The organism is Methylomonas sp. AM2-LC (assembly GCF_039904985.1).
GTDB lineage: Bacteria > Pseudomonadota > Gammaproteobacteria > Methylococcales > Methylomonadaceae > Methylomonas.
In genome coordinates this window covers 3606602-3625107 of sequence record NZ_CP157005.1, presented here as the reverse complement: position 1 = coordinate 3625107, position 18506 = coordinate 3606602, and the positions used below count along the sequence as shown (strand labels likewise).

At 41.8% G+C, this 18506-nt stretch carries 10 protein-coding genes; 4 read left to right on the top strand and 6 right to left on the bottom strand.

From position 1 onward, the window contains the following. Positions 1-221: 221 nt before the first annotated feature. The 4 genes from ABH008_RS16175 to ABH008_RS16160 form a co-directional block, all read right to left on the bottom strand. Positions 222-2099 carry a GMC family oxidoreductase gene (locus ABH008_RS16175; RefSeq protein ID WP_347986647.1) on the bottom strand — a complete coding sequence of 626 codons (1878 nt, stop codon included), beginning with the start codon at positions 2097-2099 and terminating at the stop codon, positions 222-224. A gap of 145 nt (positions 2100-2244) precedes the next feature. Continuing rightward, positions 2245-4809, bottom strand: coding sequence for a hypothetical protein (locus ABH008_RS16170; RefSeq protein WP_347986646.1), 2565 nt, complete (start codon positions 4807-4809; stop codon positions 2245-2247). Positions 4810-4951: 142 nt separating this feature from the next. Then, positions 4952-5488: a hypothetical protein gene (locus tag ABH008_RS16165; protein WP_347986645.1), complete on the bottom strand. Its 537-nt coding sequence runs from the start codon at positions 5486-5488 to the stop codon at positions 4952-4954. An 88-nt stretch (positions 5489-5576) separates the two neighbouring features. After that, positions 5577-6845, bottom strand: a complete 1269-nt coding sequence (locus ABH008_RS16160; RefSeq protein ID WP_347986644.1) for a hypothetical protein — start codon at positions 6843-6845, stop codon at positions 5577-5579. 300 nt (positions 6846-7145) lie between these two features. Between ABH008_RS16160 and ABH008_RS16155 the strand changes: the two genes are divergently transcribed. Beyond that, entirely contained in the window at positions 7146-7841 is a 696-nt protein-coding gene (locus ABH008_RS16155; RefSeq protein ID WP_347986643.1) for a CCXG family PEP-CTERM protein, read from the top strand. Positions 7842-7997: 156 nt separating this feature from the next. On the opposite strand, the gene ABH008_RS16150 is transcribed toward ABH008_RS16155, so the two are convergent. Beyond that, complete coding sequence (locus tag ABH008_RS16150) at positions 7998-9614, bottom strand: methyl-accepting chemotaxis protein (RefSeq protein ID WP_347986642.1); 1617 nt, start codon at positions 9612-9614, stop codon at positions 7998-8000. Between the two features lie 422 nt (positions 9615-10036). Continuing rightward, positions 10037-12421, bottom strand: coding sequence for an EAL domain-containing protein (locus tag ABH008_RS16145; protein ID WP_347986641.1), 2385 nt, complete (start codon positions 12419-12421; stop codon positions 10037-10039). Between the two features lie 621 nt (positions 12422-13042). On the opposite strand from ABH008_RS16145, the gene ABH008_RS16140 reads away from it, so the two are divergent. The 3 genes from ABH008_RS16140 (at position 13043) to ABH008_RS16130 (ending at position 18501) form a co-directional block, all read left to right on the top strand. Continuing rightward, positions 13043-15034 (top strand): TonB-dependent receptor, encoded by a 1992-nt coding sequence (locus tag ABH008_RS16140; protein WP_347986640.1) that lies wholly within the window; start codon positions 13043-13045, stop codon positions 15032-15034. 97 nt (positions 15035-15131) lie between these two features. Further along, positions 15132-15683 carry a YfiR family protein gene (locus ABH008_RS16135; protein WP_347986639.1) on the top strand — a complete coding sequence of 184 codons (552 nt, stop codon included), beginning with the start codon at positions 15132-15134 and terminating at the stop codon, positions 15681-15683. Positions 15684-15708: 25 nt separating this feature from the next. Continuing rightward, positions 15709-18501, top strand: coding sequence for a response regulator (locus ABH008_RS16130; RefSeq protein ID WP_347986638.1), 2793 nt, complete (start codon positions 15709-15711; stop codon positions 18499-18501). Positions 18502-18506 lie beyond the last annotated feature (5 nt).

Sequence of the window (18506 nt, the reverse complement as noted above, 5' to 3'; positions counted from 1 at the left end):
CATTTAATCATTAGGACTGTGTCTGCCCTAATTAGTGCCAGAAGACGGATAAATATTTTCGATGCGTTTGTAGATACCGCTCAAACCACTGTCTGTTTCAAGTAACCCCTCTGTCGGAATGCGCAGTCAATTCAGGACTCGACTGAGCGCACCAGCAACGGACAATTCATTTTCTACCATCACAGGCAAGTAATTTATTCTCTACAAGTTAGCTGAATTCACTAATGTCCATGATTTTGCTTAAGAATCACATCAGCTGCCTTTTCTGCAATCAGATAAATCGAGGTAACAATAAAAAATCCGGGTATTTTGGGGAACACAGAGGCATCTACCACACGGAGTCCCTTAATGCCGCGCACTCTAAAGTCGCTGTCCAGAACTGCAAGTGGATCAGAGTCACTACCAATCGGACAGGTACAGGAGGCATGGTGTCCCCAGGCATTGTTGCGAATAAAGTCGCGTAACTCTGTATCAGATTGTAGGGCAGGGCCAGGCAGTTCTTCAGTCAGGATACCTTGCTCAATTAATGGCCGGGTAATTTTGCGCACAAACTTTATGCCTTCCAATACCGCATCCAGGTCTTTACCCTGGCTATCACTACCTTCCTCAAAATAGCGGAAATTGATGTAAGGTCGGTCACGAGGGTCAGCAGAACTTAATTTCACTTCACCGGCGCGGTTTAAAGTGTGAGCTTTGAGGATTGCCCAGGTTAAGTAGTTAAGATCGTCTCTAATTAATTTTGAATAGCCTGGAAAATAGCCTTTAAATTTACCCAATACCGCAAAACAAAACAAATCAGGTAACGGTTGCTCTGCCAACGAGCGTTTGATCACAGCCAATACCGCTCCATTAGTGGTATACACACCTTTATGTTTGTTTTGCCATTCCTGGTATTGCGGATCATCACTACTGTAGGTGACTCCTTCAAGTACCTCCCAGTTTTTTTGCATCCGGTTAACCACTCCCACTTCATAACGGTCCTGCAAATTGGCTCCAACGCCGGGTAAATCCAATACGACCGGAATAGCGTGTTTGTCCAGCTCCGCTTTGGGACCAATGCCAGACAGCATTAATAGTTGTGGCGTATTAAAAGCACCGCCAGACAAGATTACTTCCTGTGAAGCAAATACCTGATTGGGCTTACCAGGCATTTGGCTGGGATTAGAATGCGCTCGATACAGCTTTTCGCCTTTTAAGTATTCAACGCCGATAGCACGCCTATTTTTATCAATAATGACTTTGCTGACCAATGCATCCAGTTCTATGGTTAAGTAGTCTGGATGCGCAGCCTGTACGTCCAAAAGGCGTTCGCGGGTACTATGTCGTTTGCCGTGCTTTGTTGCTAGTGGCGTAAAATGCAAGCCCGTGGCGTTTTTTTGTACAAGTCGCCAATCATTCGGATCGCCAAGCCCGGTAAAAAACCATTTTAAGCGTGCCAGTAAATTGGGGAGTGCTTCTGCCGCTTTAAGTGCACTTTCGATGACTGATAATATAAGGATTTTGTCTTTTGCCAACGCTTGCAAAGGCAGTGCCGCTTCGGTCTGAAACCAGCCGTTCCAGCCGTGTTTTGACGGGTTAAAACCTAATTTTGCCCAAAAGCGCAGAATAGGGCGGTACTGACAGGTTTCGAAGTTTTCAAAATACTGGCGCATCTGCGTGGCACTCCAGCTGGCATCACCTGTTAGCTGAACGATGTCATCCCAGTCTGCATTGTGGGGGTAGACGCTTATCATGGCATTATGCGCAGTACAACCGCCCAAGGCACCGGTACGTGGGTACAAAACGCCATCTTCAGCGCGGATAAATTTATCGTCTTTTTCCTGTGTCGCCAAATCAGCATAATGACGGACAAAATAATCCCAACTGATTGCTGAGTTTTCGCTGGCAAAGGTATGAAAAACTGGTACTTCGTAGTCTTGTGGTAGCCGCTTCTCACCGGGAAAAGCCTTATCATCGCCTTGTAATTGTTTGGGATCGCTACCGGCTTCCAGTACCAGTACTTTTTTGCCCTGTTCTGCCAGTCTGGCAGCTATTGTACCGCCACCTGCACCCGAACCAACCACAATGTATTCATATTCTGTGTTATTTATTGCGTTCATAATAGTTGTTCTCCTGCAATCAAGGCTATCGATACAGATCGAGTCTGACAATGAGTGATAGTCTTGATGATTTGCTTTAAACTGAGGTAGGTTTCAAGTGGAATGTCGCTAGTTAGCACGCATTCCACTTGAAAAAATCGAACACTTAAAATGTTTTTAAGAATTCGATTAAAGCGCGTTTATCGGCATCGCTTAGACCGGGTTCAGCTTGGGTATCCTGATAGTAGTCTGTCCCAAAATAATGGCCGCGATTGACAATGTAGTCAGGACATTTGCTGTTTTTGACTAAGGGTTCAGCCAGATTACTAAACACTTTACGCGCTTCTTCATCACTGGCATCTTTAGGTAAAGCCAATAGATCAGATTTGATTTTTTTGAGCAGTTTTAGTAATTGAACATCGTGTTCGACGCGATTGATGACGCCTTCACGTTTGTCCAGGTCGATATTGCTGAGTAAACTAACCGGGGTGCCAGCAGGAATAGGCCCCAGTTCCAGACCTTTTTCATCGACAAATTTGCCACCCTTAATTACAGAGATCAACTCATCAAGCAATTTGGGCAAATAACCGCTGGGTACACGTAAAAAGCTTTTTTCTGTAGTGGTGTCTATCCAGCCAGGTAACATTTTTCCAGAAACTGTTTGGAATTGAACATTGCCCTTACGTTTTTCCGGCCACAACATTTGCTCAATGGAACTGTTGAATGATTGCATCCGCGAGTCTACATCCGGTTTCCAGTAAAAGTCGCCGACACTATTGTTAAGTAGGAAAGGTGCTGTTGACCATAAACTGATTAAAGACGCTGGACGTGTATAGCCACGTCCGCCAGCTGGCATATTGTATTTCCAGGGTTTAACTATGCCTTTGTCATCTGCAAACGGATAATGCACCGTGTAATTACCAACTGCAGGTAATTGTTTGTAGGATTCTGAGGAAAAGTCATTCCAGATATTTCCGGCAATGGCGTTAGTGGCCAAAGGGCTGCAAGCGTTGGTTTCCAGTAAAGTAACAGGTACGCGTAAATCAGTGGATAAGAAATTGTCTTTTAGAAAATCATCTTTACTGACAATTTCTTTGATTGCCGATTTAAATTCGGCTGTTCCCGTCCATTTCCAATAATTATTCCAGCAGGTCAGATAATCTTTACCCACACAGCCATTTGGAAAAAAGCTATAAGCTTTATCTGGAAGCTTACTGGAATGACAGCGGGCGCAACGTTCGCCAAAAATGTTTTTACCTTGCGCCAATACCTGAGTATCTTTACTAAGATATGTATCAGAGGCAGGTGCGTTTTTCAAATAATCGGGTTGTGCACTGGCTAGAAAAAATAGGGCCAAATTAGGGGTTTGGCTTTCATTAGCTTCCCAATAGGCCGAATTTTGACGAGAAGATTTAATCGGCATAGGCGAGATGGGTTTACCGCCAATCAGTGGGTTAAAATGCTCCAACCATTCTTCACTAAACAAACCAATATTAATGTATACTCGATTTAAGGCTCCCAGCGCCCCTACCGAATCCGAGCCGTCTTTCAATACGCGTGGCGTAAAGACTGTGTTAGGTGCTTTGTAAAAATCATTCAGCGGGCTGCCGGCAGGGGCATACTCATTAAGCTGTTTGTTATCAATATTGCCACTACCCAGTTTTTCCATGCCAAATTTTTTGGCATTCTGTAAACGAGCGGCCAAATTATAGACCGCATTCATGGTACGTGGATTGTTGATGTAGTCACTAGAGACTAACGATGTATCCAGAGCGCCGGGTCGTGAGGTATGAAATAATTGATAGGGGAAATTGCTATGGTCAGCATTCCAGGTAAAAATTCTGTCTATCCAGAAATATTGAGCGCCAGGGTTAGAATTAAGATTTTCCCATTTTGGATTTTCTGGGTCTTTGGGGGGATTAGTCGGGTTAGGACCTACATGGCAAAAACCACAAGACATGCCTACCCGATAAGGTCTGATCAGGTTTTTGTCGTTGTAATATTTTTCATCATTGTAATAACGTTCCGGGTCCCATTTTTTTTGGGCATTTTCGTCGAACTCGGGATTGGGGAACAGGCGCAAACCGACAATACCAGTTGCATATCCATAATACGAACCTAAGGGTATGTTTTTGCCGCGCGCACCTATTTTAACGCCCGGATATTTTTCTTCATTTTCAAACGGGTCTTTAGGGCAATCTGCAGAGCGTTCATCCAGCCATAAGCCGAAACGATCAGCACGGGGTTTGTCAGGTTTTTTAAAGCAGGGTTCATTGACCAAGCCTAAATATTCCCAGCGATTACTGCGACTAAAAACTAAACTGGGATGATTGGATAGGGTTTTCAGAAAATCCAGATTACCACGACTGTTGTAGCCTATTTTATCCCAGAAACGGTCGTTACCCGCTGTCCAGACTATCCAGTTATTCCGACCAATGGCAAGGCGTTTTACTGCGTCTTCTGGAGTAATTCCTGGAATGTAGGGTGCTAAAGTAGCCGCGACTTCTGCGGGATGCTTAGAGACGCCGTTGTCCATGTCCTGAAAATAGTCTTCGTCCGCACCTGGTAAACTGGTTGCGTTACGTCCCACACAACGGGCTTCATCCAGCACTTTTCCCGCCTCTCCAAGCTTGCATGGATTATCGGCCCAACTGTTTTGACAATAGGTAGTTAGGCCAATAAGGCTGGTTATCATGAACGAAAGCAAGAGTCTGTGTGCTGGCAATTTCATAGCGTTCACCTTTTGTAATTATTGTTATCGTTATTTGAAACCGCTGTTAATAGACGGATTTCATTATCACGATTAGACAATAATTTTTTCGCACAGGCAATGTCCTTTTAGTACCAGTACTAAAGTACTGGGTCATCATTAATTACTCTTGTGGTTTAATGGGCGCAACCTTTTCCCAGTCCTGTGAGCAGGAGCTAACATAAGGATAATAGGCCTTGGTGTCACGACAAAAATACCAATAGCCCGCTTCGTTTTGATGTTGAGTGGTAGTAGTATTTTCCGCTTCTATCGCTGTTGGAGAGGATGACACCTGTGCAACGGGTTGTGGAGATTGTTGCATATATACCGGGTTACCCTGTTGTATGACAAGACTTGAAGTTGAGTAATAAGGATAAGAATCAGGGTAGGCATAGCCGTAGCGATTAGGGTAGCCCATGCCATAATAGAGGCCACCAAAACCATTAATGCTGACTGGCACTATATAAGGTGCTGGAACAGCAAAACTCGCATAGTTGCCAAACCCACCTCCGTAGTACCAGCCACTAAAATTCCCTCTGGCATGATGATGGCCGCCCGCATGGCCGTTGCTATGTCCTCCACTCGTATGCGCATAAATATTGCTGCTTAATACAATACAGCTAAGTACTAATAAAGTAATCGGTAGGCAGGTATATTTCATTTCGATTCCTAAACATATCAGGCTAGGGCAGATGTGCTCTTCTATTGATGTTAGTCAGTCAATACATTATTAACATTTTATAGATCACTCAATCCACTGCCTGTTCCACCAGTTGATCAATAAAACACCAAAAATTGGGTTGGGTGATGAAGCCGTGAGTTGGAAAAATGCTGCTATCGGTTTGTACCACCCAATACGGATCATAATTGGTCGAGTTTTGTAAATGGCTAACTTGCAATTGACTGCTGTCTGTAAATAAAGCGGGCTGGCTGATATTGTCACCTGTATCCCAGCCAGTCGCTAATGTTGTTGTTTGTCTTTCAACAGCCAGATTTAACCAACCCGTGCTGGTAGAACAATGATATTGATCAGTTAGGGCGGCGTGAGTTTGCAATCGATGGGTAATAAAAGGATGAAAATGTCCAATCGAAGTAGTATCCAGTTCCCACTCAGAAAGCGGTGCTTGTAATTCCTGAGTATGGTTATCCAGCATGCGATGCTGTTCAAACAGCGTCGTCACTTGTCTGCTTAACGAAAAGTCCAGTTTAGTAATAAGATCGTTTGCTGAAGTCGCGACCACTAAAAGTGGATTTTGCTGCGGACTAAATTGAAATTGTTGTGCATAACGTTGTGCAGCATGACGCAAGGTTGTATAGCGAGTCGCTTCAAAAGCAGGATTGATTAAAACCACCAAATCGCCAAAGCCTTTTCGTACGCTGTTATCTTCAGGTTGGAGCAAATGCTGAAGTAATATTGGATATAAGGCATTGAATGTAACCGAAGCACCCAAACTATGACCTATGGTAATGAGTCGGTTTTCTGCATTTCCCTGTACTTTGACAGCGGTTTCCACCTGTAATAAAAAATCCAGCAAGGCATTCCGTCCGACTTCTTCACTGACTAGCTTACGGTCTGCAAAGGTTAGGGCGCGCAATCCTGGCAGAGTTAGCGTTTCACCTCGCCAACCTATATAAATACCTGTTACTGATAATTGCGGATGTCGGCGTTTAGTGTCTGTTAACAGCGTTTTAAAACGGCTAATACTAGAATCATCGGCATCGGCATTATGGTGCCACCCATGTACATATAGGGTAACATATTGTGCTTGTGTCTGATTTTTTAAGGTTTTGATCAGCGTTTCTACTTGGCGATTATCATAAAACTGGCCTTGATCATCGATTTCTACAAAGCCTAAAGTAAATGCATCATCCTCGTTTTGAATAAGGTTGGCATGCAAACAATTTTGTTGGCTGTTGACTTGGCAAGGTATCGCAGAAATATCAGTGCGAAAATGCTGTTTGGATACGCATGCACTCAACAAAAATACGGCTATCAGACCTAGGCTGATTATTTTCATATTGCCAATTCTCCGAGATCAATTGCAAAGTTGTCCACATATCTGGAGTGCACTACGCGCATTGTGTTATTAGGGATATGTTTAAAGTGGTAGTGAACAAGCTTTGTTCATCATTAATGGTGGGTTGTTGACAGTATAATTTACTGAACTAATCGACAGTTTTTATACGGGTTCTGATAACTGCATAACACATCATAAATATAGTGTTTTAAACGGGTGATCAATAGTACCTTTGTACAATGAGTAACGCAAATAAATGCAATACATTGCATCTAACAATATTCTGTTATGGATGGAATTATGAAAAAAACTTTTGCTATCTCAGCTTTATATACTTCAATTTCGTGCCTTGCTCTTTTGCCTGCCGTGGGTTCGGCTGCGATAATTACTTATGATCAACGTGCTATTACAGATTATTCCGTACTACCAAATGATGCTGGAAATTATCAGGGTAGTAACCCTTTGAGTACCACGTCAAGCCCAGATTACTCTGCAGTTTGGGCTGCACAAAACTCACAAATTACACAATCAACTCTGACATCCACTAGCAGTATTTCTGAAAATAATTTTTCGGTCGAAGAACTGAGTATTTCATTCTCAGCAGCCTCCACCGAAAGCTTAGGATTTCAATTTGCTTTAGATGCGGGTTTCGGTGGGGCTCTATATCTGGATGGTAAGGAAATTGCCTATAATGCTAAGGATATGTGGTGGGCTTATAACTGGAATAATAGCAGTCAGATTCTGGCAAGCACCCAGACGATAAATGCGGGTGACCATACCTTAATCGCTTATTGGTCAGAAAATTGTTGTTCAGGTAGTGGTGCTGCCAGAGTTTCAATTAATGACAGTAACTATCAGGATTTGTCAGTCTTATCGTCACCCATTGGTGGAGCCAACAATGTTCAGTCTATTCCAGAACCGACTACTTGGGCTATGTTGGCATCGGGTCTACTTATTCTAGTTACGCTACATCGTAAAACTTTGCAGCTGTCATAAAAACTGATGGTAATGGGGAAGGGCTAATCAGGTTAATCAACTCGCCATTAGCCCTTTACTGATTAATGGCGTTATCGGTTTTAATCGCATCCTTTAAACGCATTTTAATCAAAAATCAACGCTGAATTTGGATGCAGTGTGGTTTTAAATACGCTGTTAAGTCCTGAATTGTGCAATTGAAGATTGTAAATTATGTGCAATTCTCAGTAGGTTGTGTGCTTCATTTTCCACTTGTACTGCATCTGTGGCATTGGTGGTGGTCACATTATTAATATCAACTACATTTTGATTGATATGTTCAACCACCAGTTTTTGTTCTGCAACGGCGTTAGAAATAAAATTATTCATCTGCGCTATTTGATTAACCATAGATGAAATATGATCAAGTACAGTTCCGGTACTTTCAATGACTGTGACGGTTCCCTTTGCTTGAGCCTGGCTTTCAGTCATGGCATTTACTGCCCCTCTTGCTCCATCTTGTAGACGCTCTATCAATTGCTGGATGACCAGTGTCGATTCCTGGGTACGGCTGGCAAGAGTCCGTACTTCATCAGCCACGACTGCAAAACCTCGGCCTTGCTCACCAGCACGAGCAGCCTCAATAGCTGCATTCAGTGCCAGCAGATTGGTTTGATCTGCAATGCTTTGGATAACATCAAGTACAGAACTGACATTCTTACAATCAGTCTCAACATTACTTATTACCAGGCTGGCTTTATCAATTCCAGCAGAAAGCAGATAGATGGCTTTTACAGTGTCGTTCACGACGGCCTTGCCCTGATTGGCGGCTTCACTGCTTTCGCTAGCTGTATGAGCAGCGTTTAAGGTGTTTTTGGCTACTTCGGCAACAGTGGCTGATAACTCAGTAACTGTGGTGGCTACCTGATCGGTCCCCGCCTGTTGTTTTTGCATACCTTGTTTACCACGATGCGACATTTCATTTAAACGCTCGGAACTTAAGGATAGTTCTTCCGTTTCCATGGATACCTGGCGCATTAAAGAATGCAGTAAAGTCAATAAGTCATTGAACAAGCTAATAATTTCGCCAATTTCATCATTGCTCTCATGGGGGATTCGTCGGGTTAAGTCCGCTCCACCCTGTTTCATGCTAGTCAGCGATTTTTTTAGTTCGGTTAAAGGGGGTTCAATTTTAAAGTAAATTAATATTAAAGCCGTAATGACAAACAAAGCCAGAAAACTGGCGACACCTATACAAAGCAGGCTATCTTTATCAGTTTCTTTATCCAGATTCTGTTTTGCAGCCAATTGTTCGTTATAAACTTGTTCATTTAAACTTTCTAGCTCCTGTGTCATGCGTTTGGCTGTAACATCAAGTCCGGTATTGGGTTCTTTCATTGCCGCATTTCCGGCTTCGGTACCCTCATTAATGTATGCCCATGCCATTTTAACCCCAGTGTCATGCATGTTTTTTATTTGATTTTTTAAGCCAGTAGTTCGAGATTCTAAGTCGGGTCTCAGTTTAGCAATGGCATCCAGTTTTGACAGAACCTGCTCAAGATTTTTTTTCGCTTCCTCTAAGCCTTCGCTATCGTGAGTGGCACCCACATCGGTTAAAAACTGTTGTATTTGAACGGTATGAAAACGGGTATCTTTAAGTGATTCAAAAACCAGTTCTTGTTTGGTTGATGACAGCAATGCCACATCAATGTTGGTGAAAGCTTTCCAAAGTAGAATCACGTAAGCTAGGCTGGCGATGGCCAATGCTACTGAAACTAGCGTTAGAAATGCTTTTATTGAGGTATTTTTAAACATATTGATCTTTAATCCTTAATGATGAGGTTGTTTGCAAAAACTCAAATATGCGTCGGTTGGTAACGGGCGACTTAATTAATAGCCTTTGTACTTATTAAGCATCCATTGGCATTGAAGTAGTCTCGTTTTTGGCATTACACAAAACCCAAATATTGGGACAGTGCGGTAGTGGTAGCAATAATTAGGATATTACCTTGTTACCCTGCACAAAAAATTAATCCATTTTCAATGGATCTAATGGCAAGCCATGCCAATAGCAAAGTAAAAAGTAAAGCTATCTACGTAAATCCAAAGCCCATTTGTTTGAGCATCAGCATAAGTGTAATCGCTTCTTCAGCATTGTCCAGTAATAGACTCACTGTAATTTTCAGCAGGTATCAATATCTAATCCCTAACTCAGAAGGGTTAAATTTAACAAGACTTCATTTAAGATATTTCATCACTTGCTCAGCTGTCAGCGGATGACTAAAAAAATAACCTTGGGCCTGATTACAACCTTCGTTACGTAAGATATCCAACTGCATCTGAGTTTCCACGCCTTCAGCAATAGTTTGCATATCAAAGCCTTTTGCCAGTTGAATGATTGAACGCACAATAGCTAGGTCGTGACGATCAATTTCCAGATTGCGGATAAAAGATTGATCAATTTTCAGTTTATCCACCTGAAAGCGTTTTAAAAAAGCCAGACTGGAATAACCGGTACCAAAATCATCAATTGACAAGGTGAATCGTAATGTTTTAATTTTTTTTACCACGTCCAAAATATATTCTACATCCTGTAACATAATGGTTTCAGTTAGTTCCAGCTCAATATACTCTGAGTCGATTTCATGTTCGGTAGTTTGATCGGTAATCATCTTAATCACATCGCCACGTTTAAATTGTAATGATGATAAGTTCACTGCAATTCTGATGGGTTGAAGACCTTGTAATTTCCAGGCTCGAGCCTGACAACAGACTTCTCGCATTACCCATTCCCCTATGGGTACAATTTGCCCGGTTTCTTCAGCAATTGGGATGAATTTATTTGGATAAATGAGTCCATATTCGGGGTGATTCCAACGTATCAACGCCTCCAGCCCCGTCAAAGAACCATCAACTAAATCAAATTGCGGTTGATAATGTAGAACGAATTCGTGTTTGACTATTGCCTCTGCTAAGCCATTGTGCATGCGTAGCCGCTCTAGTGCATCGATATTCATTTTGTCGGTGTAAAAACGATAAGTGTTGCGCCCACAATCTTTGGCATGATACATGGCGGTATCAGCTAGTTTTAGCAAGGTGTCAAAATTGTCGCCATCGTCTGGATAAATGGCAATACCGATACTGGTGGTGAAAGTTAGGGGAAAGTTGTCGATTTCAAATACGGTACTAATTTGCTCAAGTAATTTTTGTGCCACACATGATACTGCGTGAGTATTTGGCATGTCGGTTAGGATAATTACAAATTCATCGCCGCCCAAACGACTGACCGTATCAATTTCACGGACATTGGCTTGCAAGCGCTTTGCTACGGAAATGAGAAGTTTGTCTCCCATTTCATGACCAAGCGAATCATTGACATTTTTAAACTGATCCAGATCCATAAATAATATGGCAGTCAAACCATTGGCGTGTCGTTCATTTATGCCAACCGATTGGTAGAAACGGTCACGTAGCAATAAACGATTGGGTAATTTGGTCAGTGGATCATGAAAAGCCAAAAATGTGAGTAAAGCCTCATCGGCTTTAGTTTTGGAGATATCACTAAAAATAGCGACATAGTTACATAGATTGTGTTCACTATCGAATACAGTGCTGATATTTAGCCATTTTGGATAAATATCACCATTTTTACGCTGATCCCAGATTTCACCATGCCAAGATCCTTCGTTTAGAATTTTATGCCACATTTCTTTAAAAAAAACCTGGTCGTGGCGACGAGAGGAAAGTAGGCGAGGATTTTTCCCTGACACTTCTGCAAGAGTGTAGCCCGTAATTGTTGTAAATGCTTCATTAACATAGATAATATTGTTCTGGGCGTCGCTGATCAAAACTGCTTCGCTACTGTTCGACAGAACACGATCCATGAGCTTGGTTTGACGCTCGTTTTCCATACGATCAGTAATTTCCTGACCAAGAATGATCAACGCTTTACGTGTGCCGTTTGCCTCAAATTTAGGGGTTTTACTGATTTCAAAAAACCTTGTTCGTTGTTGATCATCCGTTTTTGAAAGTATGCTCATGACAAAATCAACGGTTTTACCTGATTGCCAGGCATGTTCGTCACTTTCAGGGCAAAATTCAAAATTAGTTAAGTCTTGTTCCTTGCATAATTTGACTAGTTCGTTAGTTGTTTTACCTTGCCAGGGTTTACCAATCAGACCATATAATTCCAGCGTGGCATTGTTGGCAATTTGCCAACGATTTTCGCCGTCTTTTAAAGTAACCAGATAACTGGCCGTATTAATGAGTAAGAAAAAGTTTTCTTCATTCACAAAGCTGGCTGGTTTGCCGATTTGACCAATAAATCGATAACCTATGCCATATTCGGTTTTTATTAAGCATTCAGCACCGGGACTGGCTTTTCGTAAAGCGGATTTTAAAACGGACATGGAACGGGCAATACTTTCATCAGAGGTATTTGCGTTATTCCAGACCTTAGCAATCAGTTCTTCTCGGGATACGCGCTTACCCGCTTGTTTGACCAGAGTGAGTAACAAATTAAATTCTTTCGGATGTAGGTTTACAGGTTTGCCAGCGAATGCCAGTCCTTGTTCGCTATCAATCACAAAACCATAAAAATCAGCGTGAAAACTGTTGTCCATTTTTCAGATACCCTTAATGTAAACAGTACTAAAATGATTGCTAAAGTTGCCTATGTAACTTAAAGAGTGGTTTAACATAGCTATTAAATATTTGTTTTGATTAGCATTAATATTTATGGAAATAGTTCGCAAATACACCAAGTTTTATTCAATTCAGGCAATATCCAGGCGAAACAATCGGCAATAGTAACTGTTTTTGCACCATGAAACTTTATGGAATTATTAGAAGTTTAGCTTCTTGATCTGCTTGGTAAGATTTCCATTTGATAACTATTTCATAAGGTATACGCTAGAAAGTAAGGAAATGCAGCCATGAATATTTATATCTGTCCAGGTATGATTTGTAAGCCTAGGCTGACGTATTCGGTTTAGTCAGTTATAATGATCAACAATTTCTTGTTAATAAACCATTGGACAATAATACTGAATAGCGCCTGTTGAGTAATGTGTTTTCGGGGCTGATGTTTTTTAGTTTTTTAACGTATTGTCTATCCATTACAGTGTGCTGATATGGATTTTAAATACCTATAAGCATTTGATTTTAATGTATTCCAATTGCAAAGCCCACCAAAATATAATCAGATTGAATGGTTTTTTCAAATACCTTGGCCAATCTGAATCATGCGCAGTCTAAGCAAAGCTATCCTGCTTTTGGGGTATTGTTATTTGTCCTGGGCCAATGCTGCCGACCAGGAAGATTTAACCAACCTTAGTCTGGAAGAACTCCTTAAAGTAGATGTAATCAGTGCCAATCGTTTAGGGCAAAAACTCAATCAGGCTCCCACCTCCATGTCAGTGTGGACCGCTGGCGATATTCGAACTTTTGGCTGGCGTACTCTTAGCGAAGCCTTAAATGCCATGCGCGGCCTGTTTACCAGCAATGATCGCAACTACAGCTATGTGGGTGTGCAGGGCTTTAGCCAGTCGTTTGATTACAATTCCAGAGTGCTGTTCATGATAGACGGTCAGCGTATGAATGAGAATATCTACGATGGCGGCTATATGGCTCAGGAGTTTATGCTGGACATGGATATGGTTGAACGCATCGAATTCATTCCCGGCGCAGGTGCTTCCATCTACGGTGCCAATGCATTTTCCGGTTTAATCAATATCATTACCAAAACCGGACATGCCATTAATGGCACACAACTAGCCGCCGAAGGCGGTAGCTACGATACCTATAAAGGTCGCATTAGCTACGGAAAAAAACTGGAAAATGGCACGGATGTGCTGGTTTCGGCCTCCCATTATGATAGTGCCGGGGTGCCTAGTCTGTCTTATCCAGAATTTAACAATCCAGCCAATCCGCTCAGCGCCAATAAGGGTGTGGCTAAATACTCGGATGCAGAATATGCAGATCGCTTATTTGGCCGGGCAACTTTTCAGGAATTTACCGTAATGGGTGGTTATGTCGGGCGCTTGAAGCAAATACCAACGGGTTCTTTTGGTGTTAACTTTAACGATCCGAACAATCGTTCTAACGATCAGCAGTTTTTTGGTAATGTTAAGTATCAAAAAGACTTGTCCAGCAAAACATCTATTATGCTGAAAGGCTCCTATCAAGGTTATGATTATTCGGCTGTATCACCCTATAGCACGCCTACTGTACTTAATATGGAAGGTGCCAGTGGTCGCTGGTGGACCGGAAATGCACAATTAACAAGCACGGTTTTTAATAGGCAACGGCTGCTGATGGGATTGGAATATCAATACGATCAGCGCCAGCATATTTACAATTATGATATTTTGCCGCATCAAAATTATTATGACACGCGTAACAACGGCAGCCGTGTGCAACTTTACACACAGGATGACATTCAGCTTTTGGATAATTTAGTGTTTAGTGCTGGAGGGCGGTTCGATTATAGTCATTTGATGAAAAATCTACAAATTAACCCAAGATTGGGTTTAATCTGGAATCCCAGAGAAAATACAACCTACAAACTGTTATACAGCACCACTTTTCGTGCGCCTAATATTTGGGAAAATACCTACAATATAGGTTTAGTGGCAAATCCCACCAATCTGGAAGAAAATATTAAAACCTATGAAGGTATAGTTGAATGGCGATTAAGCTCAGGTCTGAAATTAATGGGCAATTTGTTTTACAACGATATCTACCAGATTTTGCAAACCGCCAATACCAGCAATGGTGATATTGTAACTAATGACGGCCATTATCATACCCGTGGTGCAGAACTGGAAGCTGAGCAGCGATGGAATGAAGGCCGCATGCTTAAGTTTTCTTATACTTATAATTTGCTGACAGATGCTAATCATGCCAATGTGTGGGGCTATGGTTCACCGCAGAATATGTTCAAATTGCATTATGCCGAACCACTGTTTAATAACTTTGCGACATTGGGTGTGGAAAATGTCTATATCGGTGACCGCAAGGCATTACAAGGCGGTTTAGCAGATGCCTATAATCTGATTAACTTAAGCCTTAGTTCTGATCGCCTTGCCCGTGGATTGTTTGCATCAGTTAATCTCTATAATCTCCTTGATACCCATTATCAAATGTTAGGCGGTACCGGATCAAGCGACATTACTCAAAATATTTTGCTAATGAACGGTCGCGAGTTTCGTGTCAAATTACAATTTACTTTCTAGTTTGAGCGCGTGAATATTTCTTTCTCCCTCACACTCGATTTTCTATTTCTAGAGATGCAATTGTTATTGCATGATATTTATGTGGTTAGGGATGGCCATGTGTAGTATTTATTTAAAATCGGGCATTGGATTGTTCAGAATTCTATTGTTTGGGGGCTTGGTCATATCAGGTTATGGGCTGGCCGTTGCAGATGGCGTCAATGCTGCATCAGTTCAGACCGCATTCATGTTCAATTTTTTTAAATATATAGATTGGCCCGCATCTGGTAATCATCAAGATGTGTTTACGTTGTGTACTACGGAAGGGGATCAATTAGGAAATAGTCTGTCAGTACTGGAAAACAAAACCTTATCAGGTAAGTTCTTGGTGATTCGACGCGGACTTGGTGGTAAAGATTTGAAAGATTGTCATATGGTATTTATCTCATCCACAGCTAATGCAGCAATTATTATTCAAGAGTTAAAAGAATTGCCTATCGTTACGGTTAGTGAACAAGCCAATTTTATTGATCAGGGTGGGATTTTAGGTTTTGTGCAAAACGATAATCATATCGGTTTTGAGATCAATTTGGGCGCTGCCAATGCAGAGGGTTTGCATATCAGTGCCCAACTACTTAAATTGGCTAAAAGAGTCAATACTGAAAAATGATGCTTATACTGTTTACTGACAATTTATGAAATTTGAACATTTTGCTAATTTGCCCATTACTACTAAACTGCTTCGCTTGCAGTTTGTCACGGTAGGATTGGCGCTAATATTTGTATTAGTGGTCAGTATCGCCACTCAATTTTGGCAAGAGCGTCAGGCAATGTTGGATGACTTGACTTCGACCGGTAATATGATCAGCTTTAATGCTTCAGCTGCCCTGTTATTCGATGATAGTCTTTCTGCAAACACAATTTTAGCGGCCTTGCACAGTAAAACCAATATTATCGCCGCGCAGATTTATACCAGTCAAGGCGTGCCCTATGCCTCATACTTCGCCGGAGAGCGTTTAATACAGTTGCCTGTTGATTTAGTTGCCGCTGAGCAGCAAGTGCAAAATGATAGTTTGCTAACGTTGACACATGTGGTTATCCAAGCGATTAAAAAAGATGAAGAAACAGTGGGTTTTTTATATTTATTGATTGATCTAAAGCCAATGTGGTTTGGATTGATGAATAAGATTGGTCAAATCTCTTTAGTAATGCTGGTGGCATTGCTGTTTAGTTTATTTCTGGGGCGGCGTCTGGCTAAGCAAATTTCCTTGCCCCTGATCAGGCTGGCTGAAATAGCTGAGGAAATGTCGCAACAGAAAAAATACAATCTGCGTGCATCAGGAGAAGGTAAGGACGAAGTCGGTTTACTGGTTAAAAGTTTCAATCAGATGATAGAACAGGTACAGCAACGCGATTTTGAACTGGCAAAGCATCGAGATAAGCTTGAAGAAGAAGTAGAGCTTAGGACGCGGGATTTGCGTCTGGCTGTTGGTGAAGCGCAAGCGGCTAGTATTGCCAAATCTCAGTTTTTAGCCACCATGAGCCATGAAATTCGTACGCCCATGAACGGAGTTTTAGGGATGGCCGAATTGTTGTTAGATACGCAATTGACAACTACCCAGCGGCGTTTTACAGAAATGCTGCAAAAATCGGGTGAGTCACTACTCGCCATTATTAATGATATTTTGGATTTTTCTAAGATTGAAGCCGGACATTTTGAGCTGGAAAGTCTAGAATTTAGTTTGTATCAAATTATTGAGAATATCGTTGAGTTGTTTGCCGAGTCAGCACTTAACAAAGGTCTGGAACTTAATTATCGAATAGCCACTGAAGTACCTAACTACGTTAACGGTGATCCTACCCGATTGCGACAAATTTTAAGTAATCTGGTGAGTAATGCTATTAAATTTACCGAGCATGGCGAAATTTTGATTGATGTCAGGCTTGCCGACAATACTGATATGGTAACCGAAAGTATTGATGCTGATCGCTTGAAGGTGTGCTTTGCAGTACAGGATACCGGCATTGGCATTCATCAAGAGGTGTTGCCGCGTTTATTCCAGTCATTTTCTCAAGCGGATAGTTCCACAACCCGTAATTATGGGGGTACGGGTCTCGGATTAGCAATTTGTAAGCAGTTAGTAGAATTAATGGGTGGAGAAATAGGTGTTACTAGCCAGATTGGTTTTGGGAGTATGTTTACCTGCATTGTGCCTATATCGGTGTCAAAATCCACACTGCCCAGCCATATAGAGAGATCAGGACGGCTTCAGGGGCTGAGTTTACTGATTGTTGAGGATAATACTATTAATCGAGACATTCTTTACCAGCATGCTTTGTCTTGGGGGATGAAAGTTGAGGCTGTAGCAAGTGCATTATCTGCCATGGAGTTGCTCAAATTAGTTTTAGATGACGGTACTTCGGGATATGACTTGATAGTCATTGATATGAAGATGTCTGATATGAACGGCCTGGAATTGGCTAGGCACATCAAAGCCAATGCTGAACTCGCGCATATACCTTTGGTAATGCTGACCTCTCTGATGATGAAAGATTTAGCTGAGGAAGCAAAAAAAGCCGGGTTTGCAGCCTATCTGACCAAACCCCTGTATAAAGCAGAACTCTATAAAGCGCTGTCAAGTGTCCTGGCCGCTAAAAACTATAGTCTGACAGACCAAAATATTGATTTATCGCCTGTAGAAAAAAATACTTTTTCTGGGAGGTTGTTGTTGGCAGAAGATAATTTAGTTAATCTTGAACTGACTACAGAAATCTTGCAACGTTTCGGATATTCGGTAGACATTGCGCATAATGGTCTGGAAGCATTACAAGCGATTGAGCACAATCACTATGATCTGGTGTTGATGGATTGCATGATGCCTGTAATGGATGGCTTTGTAGCCACAGTTGAAATAAGACGGCAGCAAAAAGCCGGTAAGTTATCCCCATTTCCTATTATTGCACTGACAGCAAATGTGATTGAAGGTGATCAACAAGAGTGCCTGGAAATTGGTATGGACGATTATTTGTCCAAGCCGTTTAAAATCGAAGCATTGGTGAATAAAATTAATTTTTGGCTAAATGCAGCTGAGCAATTACCTAAACATGAGGCCAATGACTTGACCAAGTTAAAGGGTGATTTAGTGATTAACGAAGCCGTGCTAGATACTATTTGTAAACTTGATCCTAAACACGGTGATGAATTACTGTGTAGCCTAATCAAACTTTATCTAGCTAATACCGATACGATTCTGACAAAGTTGGAACAGGCTTGGGAACAGGGGGACATTGATGGTATTCGTCAGGCATGCCATACACTTAAATCCAGTAGTCATCAACTGGGTGCAGAACAGCTGGCTAATTTATGCCGCGAAGTTGAGAACGAGGCGCGTAATCATTGCTACGATATTTCCGGGGAGGCACTAATGCAAATAAAGCAATCGTTTTTCCAGACGCAGGCAATCTTGACGCGTTATCTGGATAAATGAATACA

What these genes read in the sequence shown, in the direction of transcription:
- ABH008_RS16175 (WP_347986647.1), bottom strand. Translation starts at nt 2,099, where the DNA reads ATGAACGCAATAAATAACACAGAATATGAATACATTGTGGTTGGTTCG.
- ABH008_RS16170 (WP_347986646.1), bottom strand. Translation starts at nt 4,809, where the DNA reads ATGAAATTGCCAGCACACAGACTCTTGCTTTCGTTCATGATAACCAGC.
- ABH008_RS16165 (WP_347986645.1), bottom strand. Translation starts at nt 5,488, where the DNA reads ATGAAATATACCTGCCTACCGATTACTTTATTAGTACTTAGCTGTATT.
- ABH008_RS16160 (WP_347986644.1), bottom strand. Translation starts at nt 6,845, where the DNA reads ATGAAAATAATCAGCCTAGGTCTGATAGCCGTATTTTTGTTGAGTGCA.
- ABH008_RS16155 (WP_347986643.1), top strand. Translation starts at nt 7,146, where the DNA reads ATGAAAAAAACTTTTGCTATCTCAGCTTTATATACTTCAATTTCGTGC.
- ABH008_RS16150 (WP_347986642.1), bottom strand. Translation starts at nt 9,614, where the DNA reads ATGTTTAAAAATACCTCAATAAAAGCATTTCTAACGCTAGTTTCAGTA.
- ABH008_RS16145 (WP_347986641.1), bottom strand. Translation starts at nt 12,421, where the DNA reads ATGGACAACAGTTTTCACGCTGATTTTTATGGTTTTGTGATTGATAGC.
- ABH008_RS16140 (WP_347986640.1), top strand. Translation starts at nt 13,043, where the DNA reads ATGCGCAGTCTAAGCAAAGCTATCCTGCTTTTGGGGTATTGTTATTTG.
- ABH008_RS16135 (WP_347986639.1), top strand. Translation starts at nt 15,132, where the DNA reads ATGTGTAGTATTTATTTAAAATCGGGCATTGGATTGTTCAGAATTCTA.
- ABH008_RS16130 (WP_347986638.1), top strand. Translation starts at nt 15,709, where the DNA reads ATGAAATTTGAACATTTTGCTAATTTGCCCATTACTACTAAACTGCTT.